Consider the following 17,979-nt stretch of genomic DNA (forward strand, 5'->3'; position numbering starts at 1 on the left):
CGCCTCCCGGCATCTAAACCAACCCCTACAATTTAAGTTGTTTTCACAACCATGGTTGTAACCTTTCACCGTACCGCCTAGCGCCATGTTCTCCAGTTCTGCCCGATAATTTCACAACTTTAGTTGTAGCCCTATAAATTCTCTCCTGCGGTATCAAAATGATATAAATTTGTTCTATTTCGGATACTTATATCGAAAAACCTCTACTGGCATGCTGTTTGCGTTGGTATACATCAATAATAGATGGCTACGTAAACAATTAATCGAAATCATAGAATCGCCTCTGCAAGGCGGCGCAGTGTCAAACGAAAAGGAGAGACACACATGGCAAATAATGGCTTTTCTAAAGTTTTTCACGATTTGAGGACTCCGCTAACCTCCGTGCGGTCGCTTTCGGAGATCCTCTATGACCATCCGGACCTGAATAGCAAAAAGCGGCAGGAATTTTTAGACATTATTATCCGGGAGACCAAAAGGATGACCGGCATTATCAGACAAGCAGAGTCGCCGATACAATCGACTTCAGAGATCTTTGCCCAAGCACAATCTAAATAATAACAACATCTGCAAAAAGGGAGAGCGGTTCATGAACGAGATCAAGAACAAAGGCTGGAGCGTCACCATGGCCGGGTTGGGAATTAATCTTGCCCTGGGCATTCTGTACACCTGGAGTATTTTTAAGCAGTCGATCAAGGAATCCATTCTTGCCGGGGACGGCCGGTTTAACTGGGACATCTCATCGCTCAACGATCCGTTCGCTGTGTGCTGCCTGATGTTCACCATCGCGATGGTCTTTGCCGGAAGGATACAGGACAAACTGAGTCCGCGCATCACCGCTGTCATCGGTGGTATACTCACCGGTGTGGGATTGATCGTAATCTCCCAGTCAAACTCTCTGTTTTTCTGGATCCTGGGATTCGGCGTCCTTACCGGGCTGGGGCTTGGATTTGGGTATGCATCGGCCACACCGCCGGCGATTAAATGGTTTCCGGCATCCAAGACGGGTATGATCGCAGGGACCGTGGTGGCCGGTTTTGGTTTGGCCTCCGTTTATATCGCTCCTTTGTCTAACTATCTCATTGCAAAATACGGTCTGAGCCTCTCCATGCTTATTTTTGGTGCAGCGTTTCTCTGTGTTGTCTGCTTTCTGGCAAAATTTCTGGTGAATCCGCCGACAGGCTACATCCCTGAAGAGACGCAACCGGCGTCCGGAAAATCGCCAACTGCGAAAGCGAAAGTGTTAGACTTCTCTCCCGGCCAGATGCTGCAAACCGGTTCGTTTTACAAATTATGGTTCATGTATTTCGTGGGCGCCGGCGCCGCATTGATCATTATCGGTGGCGTGGCCGGGATGGCGAAGAAAAGTATGGGGGATATGGCCTGGATCGTTGTTGCCCTGATGGCGGTGGGCAACGCCGGGGGGCGGATTGCCGCCGGTGCTGTTTCCGACAAAATCGGCCGGACATGGACCCTTTTGATCATGATGATTTTTCAGGCCGTGGTGATTTTTTCACTGCTTTTCATCGGTGAGACCCAGGCCCTGCTGCTTGTGGTTGCTGCTACGTTAATCGGATTCAACTACGGAACCAACCTTTCCCTGTTTCCGTCGGCAACCAAGGATTATTATGGGTTGAAAAATTTCGGTATAAATTATGGGCTGGTCTTCTCGGCCTGGGGAGTCGGCGGTTTTGTCTTTCCCCGGGTATCCCAGATGATCGTGGCGCAAACCGGCTCACCGGAGGCCGCCTACATTATGTGTGCGGTCCTGCTGATGGCCAGCTCTCTGACGGCACTTATGACGGATGCGCCCGATCGCATCCCCGAGGGTGCTTCCTTGCTGGAAAGATTCAGGGCAAAACTTGTATTGGCTCGCAAGCAGCCTGCAGATGTCTATATCGGATCGCGGTATAAATAAAATTGGTCTGTGATGATAGCTTGATTTTTAGTATTTAATTCGGCCGATCCACTTGACCAAACGACAACGAACACCGACACTTAATAATTAAAGCAAAACCCTGTCTTGATATCATCAAGACAGGGTTTTTATTTAGCTTCCGCCATGAATTGCCTGCCGCAGGTAAGCAACTGGGTGAACGGTTGCGAAACGGTCATGACCGCAGGCAGTTACCCAAAAAATGCAGCGCAACCTAATGCAGATGTTCGCCGAATCAGCCTAATCATAATCTGGTTTTGAAATTTAGACCACCCATCTACGCCTCGCTGTTATTCGTGCCTGTGTGGGTGAATGTCTTCACCAGTCTCTTGAGAACATCAAAGATTTCGTTCCAGGTTAATCGATTTGGAGGGGCTAAATTGGTTTGAGCTAAAAAAATGCATTAGTACGGAATCATTCCAATCTACCAGGGTGTTAATTTTTTCAACACCGAGTGATTTGATATGAGACATAAATTCGTTAATCAACTTCTTTCCGATACCTTTATGCTGATGATCGGGATCTACACCGATGGTGTCCAGCCGTGCTTCCTCCTGCAAAATACCATATTCTCCCATATAGATTTCCCCCATGACAAATCCCACCACTGTTCCATCCGCTTCCTCGGCCACCAGGGACGTGGGTACAAAATCTTTGGAGTTAAAAAGTTTATCAAACTTCCTTTCATAGTAATCCGGCCGGGAAACCTTGAGGACTTTCTCGTCAATCGCAACCACAGCTTCAAAATCCTCAACCTTCATGAGTCTGATTTCAATGGCGCTCTCGTTCATGGGGCCTCCTTTCTCTTAAAGGTCTTAATTGAGATCCAATTAGAAGCTATCTCAAAAATGCATCTAATCCGCCGGAGGCGGACTCCACTTTTGAATCGATTTGCGCCGCGCTTTGTTGAACACCTTAATGTATTCAGATCAGATGCGAAATCCCGCATTCATGCGGGGAGCGTAACCTACTATTTTTGAGACAGCTTCAAGTGAAGCTGAAAGGTTAACTACCATTTATCGGAACACCGTTGCTTTGAGCGTGAAAACCAATATCCATGTTGTGGCTTACATTAAAAAAAATGACTGATAAACCCATCATTCGGTTAAATGGAGCATAGCTCAGGCCCGTCAGATTTTGCAACCCTTTATAAATATTGCTGGATTATTTCATGATAGATTACCGGCAAAAACCTTCAAACGACTTGGTGAACGACAAGATTCCTATTGCCACGCATTGGCTGTGCCGCCCTCGCGACCCATGGAGATTGCTTTGATTCTGGCGGTCGATCCCCAGAGATTATAGATCTATCCCTGGAAAATCCGCATTGGTTCCATAAATTCGGCCCCTCCTGATGAGTTTTTCCTTGACAGGTTCCGGGGAACCTCATACAAATACATAATAGCTAAATTATAGTTAATTTATAGCTTAAAATGCACCGAGTCCGGTTTAAAAACGAGGTGCATTTTAAAAAAAATTTTAAATAAATTCAATATCTTAAAAAAAATCGTTCTTTTTTGTCATTGAAAATTCGATTGATGCCAATATGGAACTTCGGAAGATGCGGGCCAAGAGGAAGTCAATATCCGCCCAAACAGTGAGGATATGGTCGCCTTGAAAACAGAAATGAGGCTGAAAGAGATCAACGGGTCGCCGAAGGATCAATGGAAGTCCTCCAGGGCGAAGTTCGGGATCTTCGGGAAGGAAATGATCGAAAAGAGCGTCAAAAAGTCCGGAAGCAGCGGACGCGTCTATCTGCCTTCGAATTGGGTGGGCAAGCATGTCAAAATCATTCGCATTGATTGAGGAAGCAGGAATTCAAGGCTGTGTTGAATTAAGTGCTTGAAATCCATTATTAATCAAATCGTTTTCACCAATTCATGTCATCCATAAGGAAAGAAAAATGAGATACGCTGAGACAGGAATTAATTTAGAAATTGATCTAACCCGCGGAAACATTGAAAGGGTACAGTCAGACCCGAAAGACACCGAGCTTTATCTGGGGGGGCTGGGAACGAGCGCCAAGATCATGTGGGACCGGGTGGGTCCTGAAGTTGAGGCTTTTTCTCCCGAGAATTTGCTCATATTTGCCGCCGGTCTTTTATGTGGCACTCCGGCTACCGGATGTAACCGCACCATTGTGACGACCATTTCTCCTCAGACCAAGCTGATGGCCTTTTCGATGATGGGGGGATTCTGGGCTCCGGAATTGAAGCATGCCGGTTTTGACAAAATAATCCTACGCGGGAAATCCGCCAAGCTGGTCTACATATGGATCAAAAATGACAAGGTCGAGATTCGAGATGCCTCTCATCTGGCGGGCAAAGGCTCCAATGAAACCGCCCAGCTCCTCCGGCAGGAGTTGGATGAACCCAAAGCCGAGGTGGCGGCCATCGGCCTGGCCGGTGAAAACCGGGTGTTTTATGCGTCAATTGAACAGGGCAGATCCAGTGCCAGTCGCGGCGGTATCGGTGCCGTTATGGGTGATAAAGGGGTAAAAGCCATCGTTGTGCGCGGTACCGGAGACGTCACGGTTGCAAAGCCGATGGAATACCTCGAACAGTGCCAGGAAGTAATGGATTATATTAAATGGCGCGAGGACAACCCGATTCCGGGGGTAATTCCCATTTTATCCGTGCTGGGGTCACCGCAAGAGATGGCCATCCATGACGAAAAGTGGCATACCGAAAACTTTGTCTGGGGCAATGCCCGCGAACGCCGAAAAGATTTCTGGACCGAAGAACACGCTCAAGAATTTACCGAAACGCTGCATTCGGCGCGTACCCGGCTGATTAGCTGCTATAACTGTCCGATGAAATGCGCTGCCACCCTCAACCTGCCGGGGCTTCCGACCTATATGATGAAATGTTTTTCGAAACTGACGTATACCATGGCGGCATATTCAAATCTGGAATTCGGTTTGAGGATTGCTCAAAAGGCGACCGAATACGGCCTGGACGGCTACTCAACGCCCCAGGTCATGGCTTTTGCGCTCGAGCTCTATGAAAACGGCATTTTAACCGACAAGGACCTGCCGGACCTGCCGGAAGACAACGATGAAAAATTTTACTATTTGCTTGACCTGATTGTGAATCGCGAAGGGATCGGCGATCAGCTGGCAGACGGCACGTACTGGGCCGCCAAAGAGATCGGCAACGGCGCGGAAGAATACGCCCACAATTGCATCAAAAAACATGAGCAGCTGCCGCTCAAACTGGGTATGCTCAATCCGATTTATTTTCTGATGTACTGCACCGGCGAGAAAATGAACGTGACCCAGATTGAAGGGCAGTTTCCCCAGGCGCCTTTTCCCAAGCGCGAGCACCGCGAAAAGTTCGTCAAGGACTGGTTCCAGGTTCCGGATGATAAGTTCAAGCAGTATTTCCTTGACTGGGAACCGCGCGGGGAAAACTCGATGCCCTTTTACCCGACCGTGCCCATGGTCTGCGATATCGTCGACTGGATGGAGCGCATGCACTACATCGATGATGCCCTCGGCATGTGCGCCGGCTTGTCATCATTTCATCTGAAGCCGCCGTATCACATCCATAATTATCCGAAATTTATCACTTACGGCGCCGGGATCGAAATGGACGAAGAAAAACTGACAAAGGCCACCAGAAGGTACCGAACCTTGGTCAGGGCCATTAATATCCGGCGCGGCATGCGCAGAAAAGATGACGCGCCGCCAGCGGATCACTGGAAAAAGAGATTTCCCGAACTCGAAGCCGAGCTTCTGGATGCGTACTACGAAATGAAGGGCTGGAATAAAGAAGGCATCCCCACCCTGGCATCTTTGTATGACCTGGGTCTGGATTACGTGGGTGAAGAATTTCTAGCGAGGGGAATTCTGATCGATGGTGAAGAAGATGCGCCTGCCGAAGAGACAACGGCGGGAAAAGAGTAGAAAGCGAAGGAGACCAAAACCGTGACGGCTGAAAAAAAGAAGAAAATTGTTAAAACAATCAAAATTAATGTTGATAAATGCCATGGCTGCCGGGCATGCGAGGTCATCTGTTCCGCCTATCATGCGGAGCCCAAGTACAGCAGCAATAATCCGGCCCGGGCGCGCATTCGGGTGATCTGCGAACCGTATAAAGACCAATATGTCCCGGTCTATGCAGGGGATTATGCTCCGGCTGAGTGCGCCGGCAGAGACAAATACACGATCGACGGCAAAGAATACGACGAGTGTGCCTTCTGTCGTGCATCCTGCCCATCCAGAGAGGATTTTAAAGAACCTGACTCCGGACTGCCTTTGAAATGTGACATGTGTGAAGGCGAAGATGAGCCCTTGTGCGTGAAGTGGTGCACGGCCGATGCGCTGGTGCTGGAAGAGAGAGAAGTGGAAGTCGATGAAGAGGAAGAAAAGGAGGAGCTGGAAGTCGGACTGGAATCACTGGCCGATAAATTTGGCATGGATAAGTTGATGGACACGCTGGCCCGGATGAAAAAGAAAGTATAGGTTCTGGGTTCACTGTTCAGGGTTTCAAGGCATTTGACATCAGCGCAACCCTGAACGGTGAACGCTGAACCTTTGAACCGTATGTTAATAACAAAAAAGAAAGAATTCATACTGTGGAAAATGTAGCCGACTATAAAGAGATTGTTGATGTCGTAAAAGAAAACGGTGGTGAAGCCTTTAAGCGCTGCTATCAGTGCGGACTATGTGATGTGGTCTGTCCCTGGAACCGGGTCCGAACCTTTAGCATGCGCAAAATCGTGCGCGAGGCTTCCTTCGGCATGACCGATATTGAAAGTGACGATATCTGGCTTTGTTCGACCTGCGGCAGCTGCCCGCAGCAGTGCCCCCGTGACGTCCGCCAGATAGAATCCGGCGTCGCCCTGCGTCGCATTGCTACCGAATACGGCGTCTTTCCAACGACTGCCAAGCCCATCCGGGGCGTGAGCGCCAGTTTGACGGGCGAAGGCAACCCACTGAATGAAAAGCGGGAAGACCGGACCAAATGGACGGAAGGTCTGTCGGTCAAGACCTTCAACGAGGAAATGGAGGTCTTATACTTTTCCGGCTGCTACCTGAGCTATGACCCCAGATTAAAAAAGGTTGCTGCGGCAACCGCCAAGATTCTGAACAAGGCCGGTGTGGATTACGGTATTCTGGGTACCAAGGAAAACTGCTGTGGCGAAAGCATCCGCAAAGCCGGTGATGAAGAATTGTTCAGGCGCCTGGCCAAAGAAAACATCAAAACCTTTGTCGATAACGGTGTCAAAAAAGTTCTGGTATCCTCCCCGCATTGCTACCATACGTTTAAAAATGAGTATCCCGAATTCATGGTGAACTTTGAAATCGTTCACATCACCCAGTATTTATCCGAACTGATCCAGGAAGGCCGGCTCGAGCTCGGCAAAGCGTATGGCAAGAAAGTGACGTATCATGACCCCTGTTATCTGGGCCGCCACAACGGCATCTATGAGGAACCCCGGGAGGTTTTGAAAAAGACACCCGGGTTGGAGTTCAGCGAAATGTCAGAGTCGCGCGCAACCAGTCTGTGCTGCGGCGGCGGCGGTGGCCGGATCTGGATGGAAACCATGAAAGGTGAAAGATTCTCGGATTTCAGAATTGCACAAGCCATGGAAGTCGGTGCCGAAGTGCTGGCGACTTCATGCCCGTACTGCATTACCCATTTCGAGGAAAGCTGCTTAACTCTCGAAGACCAGGAAAGCTTAGTGATCAAAGACATTACCGAAATAATTGCAGAAGCGATTTAACCCTCCGACTCGTGAAATAAGCGGGGTAACATACCCTATAAACCTTAAGAGGTGATTGAAAGTGGAAAAAGAAGTACAGATTGAAGAAGAGCTTCAACAGCTCAGCAAGGAACTGGCAGACAAGAATTTTGGCGACGTCATGGTTGTCGGCGGCGGCATCAGCGGCATTCAAGCCTCGCTGGATCTTGCCACCGCCGGTTTCAAGGTTTATCTGATTGAAAAAGGACCGGCCATCGGCGGCCATATGGCCCAGCTGGACAAGACTTTTCCGACCAATGACTGTTCGATGTGAATTCTCTCACCCAAACTGGTCGAGGTCGGCCGGCATCCAAACATAGAGATTTTTACCCTTTCTGAAGTGGACGGTATCGAGGGCGAGGCAGGGGACTTTAAGGTCTCCCTGACCAGACAACCCAGATACGTTATCGAGGAAAAATGCACGGGATGTACCACCTGTGTCGAATACTGCCCGGTCGAATGCCCGGATGTGTTTAATCAGGAAATATCCCAGAATAAGGCCGTCCATATTTACTTTTCCCAGGCCATCCCCCTGGTGACCTATATCGATGATAGCTGTTTATATCTTAAAGAAAAGAAATGCCGCATCTGTGAAAACGTCTGTAAAGTCGACGCCATCGATTTTCAGCAAAAACCGGAGAAATTCGATTTACATGTCGGAGCGGTTATCCTGTCGACTGGGTTAGAGCCCTATGATCCTTCGGTCAAAGATGAATACGGCTACGGCAGGTTGGCGAATGTCGTCACCAGTATGGACTTTGAACGGTTGTTATGCGCCACCGGGCCTTACGAAGGTGAAATCCTGCGGGCGTCCGACCAGAAGCATCCTCATAAAATTGCCTGGATTCAATGCATCGGCTCCCGCAAGGTGACCCCCGGAGATAACAGTTACTGCTCGTCGGTGTGCTGCACCTATACGCAAAAACAGGTCATATTAACCAAAGATCATGATGTCGAGGCGGAGTGTACCGTATTTCATAACGATATCCGCTCCCACGGCAAAGATTTTGAAACCTTTTTTCAAAGAACCGAGCAGCTCTCCGGGACACGGTTCATCAGAAGCTATGCCGCCATCGCCGGAGAGGATCCGGAAACCAAAAACGTCATTGTTAAATATGCCACCGCCGATCAGGGTGTTATCGAGGAAGAATTCGATATGGTGGTATTATCGGTGGGGTTGAATCCGCCGGCGGAGTATGAAAGTCTGGCCGCTAAATTCGGGATTGATCTTACCTCACATGGATTTTGCAAGGCCGAGTCCACCAATCCCATGGAGACAACTGGCTCCGGGATCTTTGTGAGCGGTGCCTTTCAGGGCCCCATGGATATACCGGAATCGGTATTTTCCGCCAGCGGCGCCGGTGCCCAGTGCGGTGAATTTCTGAATTACCGACGCTGGAATCTGAACACCGAAAGAACCTATCCACCCGAAAAAGATGTATCCGCAGAAGAGCCCCGGATCGGTGTTTTTGTATGTCATTGCGGCGCCAATATCGGCAAAGTGGTCGATGTTCCTTCGGTGGTGGAACATTGCAAGACGTTGCCTAACGTTGTTTATGCGACCGAACAGCTGTTTTCCTGTGCCACCGACTCGGCTGATTCAATAACGGAGACCATCAAGGAAGAAAATCTCAATCGGGTGGTGGTGGCCGCCTGTTCCCCCAGAACCCTGGAACCATTGTTCCGCGATACACTGCGGGAGGGGGGTATCAACCAGTATTACTTCGAAATGGCCAATATCAGAGAGCACTGCTCCTGGGTTCACGCCCGCGAAAAGGAAGACGCCACCGAAAAGGCCAAAGACATCACCCGCATGTCGGTGGCACGTGCCAGCCTGCTGGACCCCCTGAAGGAAATTGATCTGCCGGTGAACAAGGCGGCACTGGTCGTCGGCGGCGGCATCGCCGGCATGACCTGTGCACTATCTATCGCCAATCAGGGGCACGAGGTTCACCTGCTGGAAAAAGAATCAGATCTGGGCGGAATCGCTAGAAACATCCACTACACTTTGGACGGTATGGATGTCCAGGCCCATGTCGGTGATCTGGCGCAAAGCGTTTATCAGCATCCCTCCGTGCATGTATATACGGAATGCACCATCACCGAAGCGACCGGGTACGTCGGCAATTTTGTTACCAAGGTTAAATCTGAAAGAGGGCCATCCGAGATTAAGCACGGCGCCACTGTGATCGCAGTAGGTGCCCAGGCGTATCAACCCACTGAGTACCTGTACGGGGAAAATGAACAGGTATTGACCAACCTCGAGCTGGAGCAGCGGATCAGCCAGGGAGATGAAAGTCTGCTGGGCGCCCAGAGCCTGGTGATGATCCAGTGTGTCGGCTGCCGGAATGAAGACCGCAATTACTGCGCGCGCATCTGCTGCAACCAGTCAATTAAAAACGCCCTCAAACTGAAAGAAATTAATCCCCAAATGGATATCTACATTCTCTTTCGGGACATTCGAACCTATGGAATGGCTGAAGATTATTACCGTGATGCGTCTGAAAACGATGTCAAGTTTATCCGCTTCGAAGCGGATGATGCGCCCCAGGTTGAAGCTTTGCAGGCCGAAGGCCGGCCCGTTTTAAGGGTGGCGGTAAGCGATTCCATCCTCGGTAAAAAGCTGGCCGTTGATGCCGATGTCGTGTCGCTTGCGGCGGCGGTGATTCCCCCGGAAGGAAACAGGGAAATCGCTCAATTATTCAAAGTCACACTGGGGGCGGATGAATTTTTCAAAGAAGCCCATGTCAAATTGAGACCGGTTGAGTTCGGTACTGAAGGTGTTTTTCTCTGCGGTACGGCCCACTATCCAAAACTCATTCCGGAAACGATTAACCAGGCATACGGGGCTGCCAGTCGGGCCTTAACTTTGCTTTCCCGTGATACCGTTACAGTCTCCGGTTCCGTTTGCGCGGTTATTGAAAGCGATTGCGTATCCTGCGGGGCCTGCATCACCGCCTGTGACTATGGTGCGATCCAATTTCATGAGACACCCCAGGGCCGAAAGGCCATTGTGAATCCGGTCCTCTGCAAGGGCGACGGGGTCTGCAATGCCAAGTGCCCCACGAATGCGATATATCTGAAACATTTTACCGATGAAGAAATTATGTGCCAGATTGATACGGCATTTTCGGATATAGAAATCTAAATATGGGTCTGCCGGTCCTACGTTACCGCGTTTGGCCGGTTAAAGATAAAGATCGTATGATGACACGAACAAACGGGCTCAACGGGCCAACGGGTAACGGGCTCAACCGGGAATAGTGACAAGGAGTAAAAACGAATGAGCACCGAGTTTACATTCAAACCCAAAGTACTGGGTTTCGTATGCCACTGGTGAGCGTACGGCGCTGCTGACATGGCTGGAGTTTCCAGACTACAATATTCGACCAACATGCGGCTTATCCGTGTCATGTGTTCCGGCAGAGTCGACCTGGAGCACATTGTGAGAGCCTTTTCAAAAGGCGCCGACGCAGTGTTTATTGGGGGCTGCCGCCTCAATGAATGCAATTATATCACCCACGGCAATTATGACGCCCTGGGCAATGTGCTGATGTTTAAAAAAATTATGGAGCATATCGGTCTGAATCCGGACCGGTTAAGAATCGAATTTATGACTTCCGGTGATGGGCTCATTCTGGCCGATCTAATCAACAAATTCTGCAAAAATGCCGAAGAATTCGGACCGCTCGGTAAAGCCGAGGGAATCGACCGCGATATTTTAAAATTTAAATTGGAAGCCATCACGAAGTTGGTTCCCTACATCAAGCTGGTGGAAAGAGAACGGTTGCGGGTGCCGCATAAATCGGAAGAAGCGTACATGGATTTTTTTGCCAGTGATAGATTTAACCGGCTATTTGAAGAATTGATTTTGGATAAACTAGTCGTCAGTCAGATTGTCATGCTCCTGCGGGAGCAGCCCCTTTCAACCGGAGAAATGTCTGAAAAACTCGGTCTTAATCCATCTGATATATCGAGGCATATGAACACCTCGACCCGGCATGGAATGGTGCGGTTCGATGAAAACCAGAAGCGCTATGCGCTGCGCTAAGACATAGAATCAGGTAATCAAAAATTAGGGATACGAACATGGATATCGAGAGGGTTGATCAGATCATTGACAAGCATCAGGGTGAGGCCAGTGCGCTGATTCAAGTATTGCTGGATCTTCAGGCCGAAAATCACTGGCTCCCGCAAGAAGCACTGGAGCGGGTAAGCGAGAAACTGAAGGTTTCATTGGCCCGCATACAGCACATTGCGACCTTTTATAAAGCATTTAGTCTGGTTCCCAAAGGGCGTCATGAAATTCACATCTGTATGGGTACCGCCTGTCATGTTCGCGGGGCGCCCCGTGTTCTCGACACGGTGCAGGACCTGACCGGAATTAAACCGGGCGAAACCGACCTGGATCTGAAATTCAGCCTGGAAACGGTGAACTGTCTCGGCTGTTGTGCATTGGGACCGGTGGTGGAAATCGATGGAAAGACCCACGGAAAGGTCGCACCTGGCGAGACAGCCGACGTGTTAAAAAGCTACGAGTAAGGAAGAATTATGACGCGGTTAAAGTCAGCATCCGAATTGAAAAAATTAAGGAAGAGCATCCTGTCCGGCAGGGATCCTAAAAAACCGTGTATTACGCTGTGTTCCGGATCTGCCTGCCAGGCCACCGGCAGCTCAGAGGTCGCGGCCAGCATTGAAGCCGAAATTGAAAAAAAGGCTTTGGGCGACAAGGTGACCATCCGCAAAACCGGCTGCCATGGGTTTTGCGAGCGGGGGCCCATTATCGTCAATCACCCCGAAAAAAGCGCTTATTTCCAGATAACACCGGAAGATGCTCCGGACATTGTTTCTCATGCGGCTAATGGTGATGGGGTCGTAGAGCGTCTGCTCTATACCGATCCCGATACCAAGGAGCAGATAACGCACGAATCCGATATTCCCTTTTACAAGCATCAGGAGCGGCTTGTTTTCGGCTCCAACGGCAGTATCGATCCGAAAAGCATCGATGACTATCTGGCCATCGGCGGTTATTCCGCCCTGGAAAAAGCGCTTTTCCAGATGAGCCCCGACCAGGTATTGGCGGAAGTTACAAAATCCAATCTGAGAGGAAGGGGTGGCGGCGGTTTTCCCGCCGGACGCAAGTGGGCCGAATCGCGCAACGCCCCCGGCGATGTCAAATATGTGATCGTCAATGCCGATGAGGGCGACCCCGGCGCATATATGGACCGCAGCCTGCTGGAGGGCAACCCTCACTCGGTCCTCGAAGGATTGATGATCGGTGCTTTTGCCATCGGCTGCCGGGAGGGCTATGTTTACGTTCGACAGGAATACCCGTTGGCGGTGGAGAATCTGGCCATTGCCATTCAGCAGGCCGAGGAATATGGTTTTCTGGGAAAAAACATCCTGGGCTCGGGCTTTGATTTTAATGTGATTGTGCACAGAGGTGCCGGCGCTTTTGTCTGTGGTGAATCGAGTGCGTTGATGACGGCTTTGGAAGGCCGGGCCGGAGAGCCCCGCCCCAAATACATTCACACGGCTGTTAAAGGCGTCTGGGACAACCCAAGCGTTTTGAATAATGTTGAGACCTGGGCCAATGTGCCCCTGATTATCAATCAAGGCGCTGATTGGTTTGCGCAATTTGGAACTGATGGAAGCAAGGGCACCAAAATTTTCTCCCTGGTCGGCAAGATAACCAACACCGGCCTGGTGGAAGTGCCCATGGGCATGACCCTCAAAGATATTATCTACAACATCGGCGGTGGAATTCCCGGGGGCAAGAAGTTCAAAGCCGTGCAGACCGGCGGGCCGTCCGGCGGGTGTATTCCGGAGGATCTGCTGGATTTAGAAGTAGGCTTTGATGAACTCACCAAGGCCGGCTCGATGATGGGTTCCGGCGGGATGATCGTCATGGATGAAGATACCTGCATGGTGGATGTTGCCCGCTACTTCATCGACTTTCTTACGGATGAATCCTGCGGTAAATGTGTCCCCTGCCGCGAAGGGCTGCGACAGATGCTGAAGGTACTGACGAATATCACCGAAGGCAAGGGAGAAGATGGCGATATCGAGCTTTTAGAGGAGCTTTCCGAGACCGCCAGGGAGGCCTCCCTGTGTGCTTTGGGTACCAGTGCGCCCAACCCATTTTTGAGCACGGTGCGCTATTTCAGAGACGAGTATGAAACCCACATCAAGGAGAAACGGTGCCCGGCATTGTCCTGCAAGGAGCTGATCACCTATCATATTGACCCGCAAAAGTGCCAGGCCTGTATGATCTGCTTCCGGAAGTGCCCGGTCGACGCGATTGACGGTGCCAAGAGAAAGATTCATATCATTGACCAGGAGATATGCACCAAGTGCGGAACCTGCTTTGAGGTTTGCCCCTCACGCTTCGCTGCGGTGGATAAGATTTCAGGCGCGCCGGTTCCGCCGCCGATTCCTGAAGAAGAAAGAACGATAGCCCGAAGGAGCAAAGCAAAATGAGTGAGATTCTTGTAACGATCGATGGAAAAGAGGTCAAGGCCAGCGAAGGTATGACCGTTCTGGAAGCCGCCCAGAGTGAAGGTATATCCATACCGACACTATGCCATCACGAAAAGTTGGAACCCTTCGGAGCGTGCCGCCTGTGCATTGTAAAGGTCCAGGTGGGCGACTGGTCAAAACACGTCGTATCCTGCGTTTACACCGTGGAAGAAAATCTGATTGTCACTACCCGATCGGAAAAAATCGATAAAATTCGCAAAATGATCCTGGAGCTGCAACTGGCGCATGCCCCTGATTCACCGGAACTGATGGCTTATGGTGAGGAGTACGGCGCTGACCGAGACCGTTTTGAGAAAGAATCCTCATTTTGCATTCATTGCGGGCTATGCGTGCGGTACTGCAATGAAGTCAAAAAAAAGAAGGCAGTCGGCTTTATTGACCGGGGCATACGCAAAGAAATCAGTTTTATCCCGGAAGTCGCTGCCAAGGAATGCTGGGATTGCAAAGAATGTTTTGAGCTGTGCCCGACCGAAGCACTGCAGGCCGCTTACCTATTAACCCAGTCGCTGACTTCTCATCCACCTTCTCTCGAATCTCAATCAGACGATTAAGTATCAATTCCATACCGAGGAATCAGAACCGAAACGCTGTCCGCTTTTCCGGAGAACGAATACCGCAAAATTGTCTCCGAGCTTTCATAGCGGGTATTATGGGCAGAGTCAGCGATGGCTCTGCCTTTTAAATTTGGTTATTTCCAACATATCAGTACTTTTGAAATCCTGAAAAACCTTGTGATACTTGTTTGATATATGTAAAATTGCGATAGTTGTGTTTCTCTCAATGTATCTGTATCTGGGGATAATTAATTTTCAGGTAAGATATATGAAAATCTCGTCTTTTGAACCAAGAAAAATATAAAATATTATTTCCTTTCTTACTTCAACCCCGCCTTTATTTCTATAAACTTATAAATTGGTTAGGCTTTTTGATACCTTTTTTGCAAACATGCCTGATGTAAGCGATGAATTATAAATGATTTGACGAAATTTTGTTCTAAAGGTATTTAATTTTTATCAAATTGAATTTTGACAACTATCTGCTTAACGCATTATTTCCTATCAAACAATAACAACATCGAGCGATATAACTTTATGTACAAACAGTATTTTAGATTAAGGGAAAATCCATTTAACCTTGCCCCAAGTCCCGCTTATTTTTATTTAAGCTCGGGTCATGAAGAGGCTTTAGCCCATTTGAAATATGGTATTTTGGAAGGAGAAGGTTTTATTTCAATAACCGGAAAAACAGGTGTTGGCAAAACACTTACCTGTATGATGTTAATCGCAAGTTTAGCTGAAAAAATCGAAGCTGCTTATATTTCTAACCCCCTATTAAGTTCAAATCAATTATACAGGAAAATCAGCGAAAAATTTAAGATAGGCGATGGTGAACGCAATGGCAAATATCTTCTGAATGATTTTTATTCATTCCTGATTAGAAAAAAGGTTAGTGGAAAAAGAGTTGTCCTTTTTATTGATGAGGCTCAAAAACTTGAAAAAGACGCTATAGAACAGATTAGACTGCTCTCAAACCTTGAAACCAACCGAGATAAGCTTTTGCAAATTGTATTGGTTGGTCAACCCGGTCTAACAGAGATGCTAAACTCTTATGAACTCAGGCAGATTGGTCAGCGAATATCGGTTAACTATTGCATTAATCCACTAACATATTTTGAGACCGAAAAATATATTCTCCACCGCCTAAAGATTGCATCCCAATCGACTTTGGTTCAGTTTGATCAATCTGTTTTTCGTCAAATTTTTAGATATTCCAGTGGCATTCCACAATTAATCAATATTGCATGTGACAAAGTACTCTCAACTTCATTCAGCTACAGTCAAAGAAGGATTACAGGAGACACTGCTAAAGCTGCGTTAAGTCAATTGCCTGGCAAGGCAAATGGTAATAGATGGCTTAATTATTTGGCAGAGAATCAGTCAAAATTGATCATAGCTGGTAGTTGCGTCATTCTTTTTTTGGCTGGCGTATATTTAACAAAGTTTATTAGTTCAAATAATGAATTAAAATTCAAAAAACCAATTCAAGTTTCAACAGTTCAACAAGAGCCCCCGGAATTATTTAAATTAGATTCTCGATCTTGGAAACGAGAAACTATTCCTAATGTTGCTAATAATTCAACAGCCTCGCACAAATCAGTAAGAATAGCAGGTCTCAAGTTTTCTCAACCACAAAAAGCAGCCGAAGAAGCTCATGTAGGTTCCAAAATGACCCACTCGGTTCAGGTGGGTGCATTTCTAAATAAAACTAATGCGGAAAGGATTAAGGGCTTATTGAAAAGGAAAGGTTACGATGCCCAGATTATCATCTTTGCGGACTCTAAAAAGCGGAACTGGCATACAGTTCGCATTGGGAACTATCCTTCCAGCGAAATTGCCAAAAAGTATTCAAACGCCTTTACTTCCAAAGAAAAACTTGAATCGGCTGTAGTGCCGGTTGATAGTCTATAAAAAATATTGGAGTACTCCAACAACTCTGTAAATATTAGCCCACTAAAAACCTTGATCATATGAAAAAGCTGCCTCCAAGGGGATTCGGTGATACAATGAATCCCCAGGAGAATAAATTAGAAAGGAGGTAGCCAAAATGTATTATACCGGAATTGATCTACACAAGAAAACATCTTTTATCACCACCGTTAATGGCAGCGGTAAAGTTGTGTTCAGGCGCAATTTTCCAAACAACCCAGAGAAAATCTTAGACTATTTTTTTAATTTGGGCGAGCCTACCAAAATCGTCATTGAATCGATGTGCTCCTGGCACTGGCTCTACGATCTTTTAAAAGCCAATAATTTCGATGTGGTCATCTCCAACCCTTTAAAGACCAAAGCCATTGCTTCGGCCAAGATCAAAAATGACAAAGTGGACTCTCATATGCTGGCCCAGCTGCTCAGAGCCGACCTGATCGCTACGGTGTATGTGTGCAGCCTAAAAACCCGAAAGCTCAAAGAACTACTCAGACATCGACGGCGGCTGGTTAACGATGCCACCCGTATGAAAAACCGCATCCATATGCTGCTGATGAAAAATAACATCTCTGTTGCGGTAAGTGACCTGTTCGGGGTCAAAGGCATGAAGTACCTTAAAGAGATTGATCTTCCAATCTACCACCGACAACAACTCAAATGCTATCTGACACTTTACGGTCAGCTTACAAAACAGATCGAGCCGCTGACCAAACGCATTAAGAATCTGGCAGACAAAGATCCGATGGCTAAACTGTTGATGACGATTCCTGGAATCGGGTCGCTAACTGCGATGTTCATCATTGCCGAAATTGAGGATATATCGCGTTTTCCATCTTATCGAAACCTGGCTTCCTATGCCGGGCTGGTGCCTTGCTTGGATGCCAGTGCCGACAAAAGCAGAACTGGACGAATCACCAAGCAGGGTTCCCCGTATCTACGAACTGCCCTTGTTGAGGCCGCCCAAGTGATACCCAGAATGAAAAAATCCCGTTTAAACATTTTTTATCGTAAGCGGATTGTCCGTGCAGGATATCAAAAGGCCATTGTAGCAACCGCCCACAAGATCCTGCGGTATGCATATTATGTTTTAAAAAACCAAACCCCGTATCGGGAGGAATATCCAACTTGTGCGTAACCCGGAATATCGCATGGCCCAATGATGAGGCCGAAACCTTGATTGGGACGCCGATTATCGTATGCATGATATTGTGACACCTTTAAGGTGAACACGAATAGGTGTTTGGCGATGAACCCGCAGGATTAGAAATGGAA

General features: G+C 48.3%; 14 protein-coding genes. 13 read left to right on the forward strand and 1 reads right to left on the reverse strand.

Going from position 1 to position 17,979, the window contains the following annotated elements:
• Positions 1 to 324: 324 nt before the first annotated feature.
• Positions 325 to 555, forward strand: coding sequence for a histidine kinase dimerization/phospho-acceptor domain-containing protein (locus QNJ26_05775; protein ID MDJ0985034.1), 231 nt, complete (start codon positions 325 to 327; stop codon positions 553 to 555).
• A 31-nt stretch (positions 556 to 586) separates the two neighbouring features.
• Positions 587 to 1,915: an OFA family MFS transporter gene (locus QNJ26_05780; protein ID MDJ0985035.1), complete on the forward strand. Its 1,329-nt coding sequence runs from the start codon at positions 587 to 589 to the stop codon at positions 1,913 to 1,915.
• A gap of 356 nt (positions 1,916 to 2,271) precedes the next feature.
• On the opposite strand, the gene QNJ26_05785 is transcribed toward QNJ26_05780, so the two are convergent.
• Positions 2,272 to 2,724: a GNAT family N-acetyltransferase gene (locus QNJ26_05785; GenBank protein ID MDJ0985036.1), complete on the reverse strand. Its 453-nt coding sequence runs from the start codon at positions 2,722 to 2,724 to the stop codon at positions 2,272 to 2,274.
• Between the two features lie 823 nt (positions 2,725 to 3,547).
• Here QNJ26_05785 and QNJ26_05790 point away from each other — a divergent pair.
• The 11 genes from QNJ26_05790 (at position 3,548) to QNJ26_05840 (ending at position 17,842) form a co-directional block, all read left to right on the forward strand.
• The gene (locus QNJ26_05790) at positions 3,548 to 3,739 is read left to right on the forward strand and encodes a DUF2080 family transposase-associated protein (protein MDJ0985037.1); all 192 of its coding nucleotides are present in this window, start codon (positions 3,548 to 3,550) and stop codon (positions 3,737 to 3,739) included.
• Between the two features lie 97 nt (positions 3,740 to 3,836).
• The gene (locus tag QNJ26_05795; protein ID MDJ0985038.1) at positions 3,837 to 5,840 is read left to right on the forward strand and encodes an aldehyde ferredoxin oxidoreductase N-terminal domain-containing protein; all 2,004 of its coding nucleotides are present in this window, start codon (positions 3,837 to 3,839) and stop codon (positions 5,838 to 5,840) included.
• 21 nt (positions 5,841 to 5,861) lie between these two features.
• Positions 5,862 to 6,398, forward strand: coding sequence for a (4Fe-4S)-binding protein (locus QNJ26_05800; protein MDJ0985039.1), 537 nt, complete (start codon positions 5,862 to 5,864; stop codon positions 6,396 to 6,398).
• A gap of 113 nt (positions 6,399 to 6,511) precedes the next feature.
• Positions 6,512 to 7,663 carry a (Fe-S)-binding protein gene (locus tag QNJ26_05805; GenBank protein ID MDJ0985040.1) on the forward strand — a complete coding sequence of 384 codons (1,152 nt, stop codon included), beginning with the start codon at positions 6,512 to 6,514 and terminating at the stop codon, positions 7,661 to 7,663.
• A 61-nt stretch (positions 7,664 to 7,724) separates the two neighbouring features.
• Positions 7,725 to 10,829 (forward strand): CoB--CoM heterodisulfide reductase iron-sulfur subunit A family protein, encoded by a 3,105-nt coding sequence (locus QNJ26_05810; protein MDJ0985041.1) that lies wholly within the window; start codon positions 7,725 to 7,727, stop codon positions 10,827 to 10,829.
• Positions 10,830 to 10,964: 135 nt separating this feature from the next.
• Complete coding sequence (locus QNJ26_05815; GenBank protein ID MDJ0985042.1) at positions 10,965 to 11,732, forward strand: hydrogenase iron-sulfur subunit; 768 nt, start codon at positions 10,965 to 10,967, stop codon at positions 11,730 to 11,732.
• 38 nt (positions 11,733 to 11,770) lie between these two features.
• The gene (locus tag QNJ26_05820) at positions 11,771 to 12,223 is read left to right on the forward strand and encodes an NAD(P)H-dependent oxidoreductase subunit E (GenBank protein ID MDJ0985043.1); all 453 of its coding nucleotides are present in this window, start codon (positions 11,771 to 11,773) and stop codon (positions 12,221 to 12,223) included.
• Positions 12,224 to 12,232: 9 nt separating this feature from the next.
• Positions 12,233 to 14,161, forward strand: a complete 1,929-nt coding sequence (locus QNJ26_05825) for an NADH-ubiquinone oxidoreductase-F iron-sulfur binding region domain-containing protein (GenBank protein ID MDJ0985044.1) — start codon at positions 12,233 to 12,235, stop codon at positions 14,159 to 14,161.
• The gene (locus QNJ26_05830; protein MDJ0985045.1) at positions 14,158 to 14,772 is read left to right on the forward strand and encodes a 2Fe-2S iron-sulfur cluster-binding protein; all 615 of its coding nucleotides are present in this window, start codon (positions 14,158 to 14,160) and stop codon (positions 14,770 to 14,772) included. The genes QNJ26_05825 and QNJ26_05830 overlap by 4 nt, the downstream gene beginning before the upstream one ends.
• 540 nt (positions 14,773 to 15,312) lie before the next feature.
• A complete protein-coding gene (locus QNJ26_05835; GenBank protein MDJ0985046.1) occupies positions 15,313 to 16,689 on the forward strand; it encodes an AAA family ATPase in 1,377 nt (458 codons plus the stop codon).
• A gap of 136 nt (positions 16,690 to 16,825) precedes the next feature.
• On the forward strand, positions 16,826 to 17,842 hold the full coding sequence (locus QNJ26_05840) for an IS110 family transposase (GenBank protein ID MDJ0985047.1): 1,017 nt from the start codon (positions 16,826 to 16,828) through the stop codon (positions 17,840 to 17,842).
• Positions 17,843 to 17,979 lie beyond the last annotated feature (137 nt).

The organism is Desulfobacterales bacterium (assembly GCA_030066985.1).
Taxonomy (GTDB): Bacteria; Desulfobacterota; Desulfobacteria; order Desulfobacterales; family JAHEIW01; genus JAHEIW01.

What these genes read in the sequence shown, in the direction of transcription:
- QNJ26_05840 (MDJ0985047.1), top strand. Translation starts at nt 16,826, where the DNA reads ATGTATTATACCGGAATTGATCTACACAAGAAAACATCTTTTATCACC.
- QNJ26_05830 (MDJ0985045.1), top strand. Translation starts at nt 14,158, where the DNA reads ATGAGTGAGATTCTTGTAACGATCGATGGAAAAGAGGTCAAGGCCAGC.
- QNJ26_05825 (MDJ0985044.1), top strand. Translation starts at nt 12,233, where the DNA reads ATGACGCGGTTAAAGTCAGCATCCGAATTGAAAAAATTAAGGAAGAGC.
- QNJ26_05820 (MDJ0985043.1), top strand. Translation starts at nt 11,771, where the DNA reads ATGGATATCGAGAGGGTTGATCAGATCATTGACAAGCATCAGGGTGAG.
- QNJ26_05775 (MDJ0985034.1), top strand. Translation starts at nt 325, where the DNA reads ATGGCAAATAATGGCTTTTCTAAAGTTTTTCACGATTTGAGGACTCCG.
- QNJ26_05785 (MDJ0985036.1), bottom strand. Translation starts at nt 2,724, where the DNA reads ATGAACGAGAGCGCCATTGAAATCAGACTCATGAAGGTTGAGGATTTT.
- QNJ26_05780 (MDJ0985035.1), top strand. Translation starts at nt 587, where the DNA reads ATGAACGAGATCAAGAACAAAGGCTGGAGCGTCACCATGGCCGGGTTG.
- QNJ26_05795 (MDJ0985038.1), top strand. Translation starts at nt 3,837, where the DNA reads ATGAGATACGCTGAGACAGGAATTAATTTAGAAATTGATCTAACCCGC.
- QNJ26_05835 (MDJ0985046.1), top strand. Translation starts at nt 15,313, where the DNA reads ATGTACAAACAGTATTTTAGATTAAGGGAAAATCCATTTAACCTTGCC.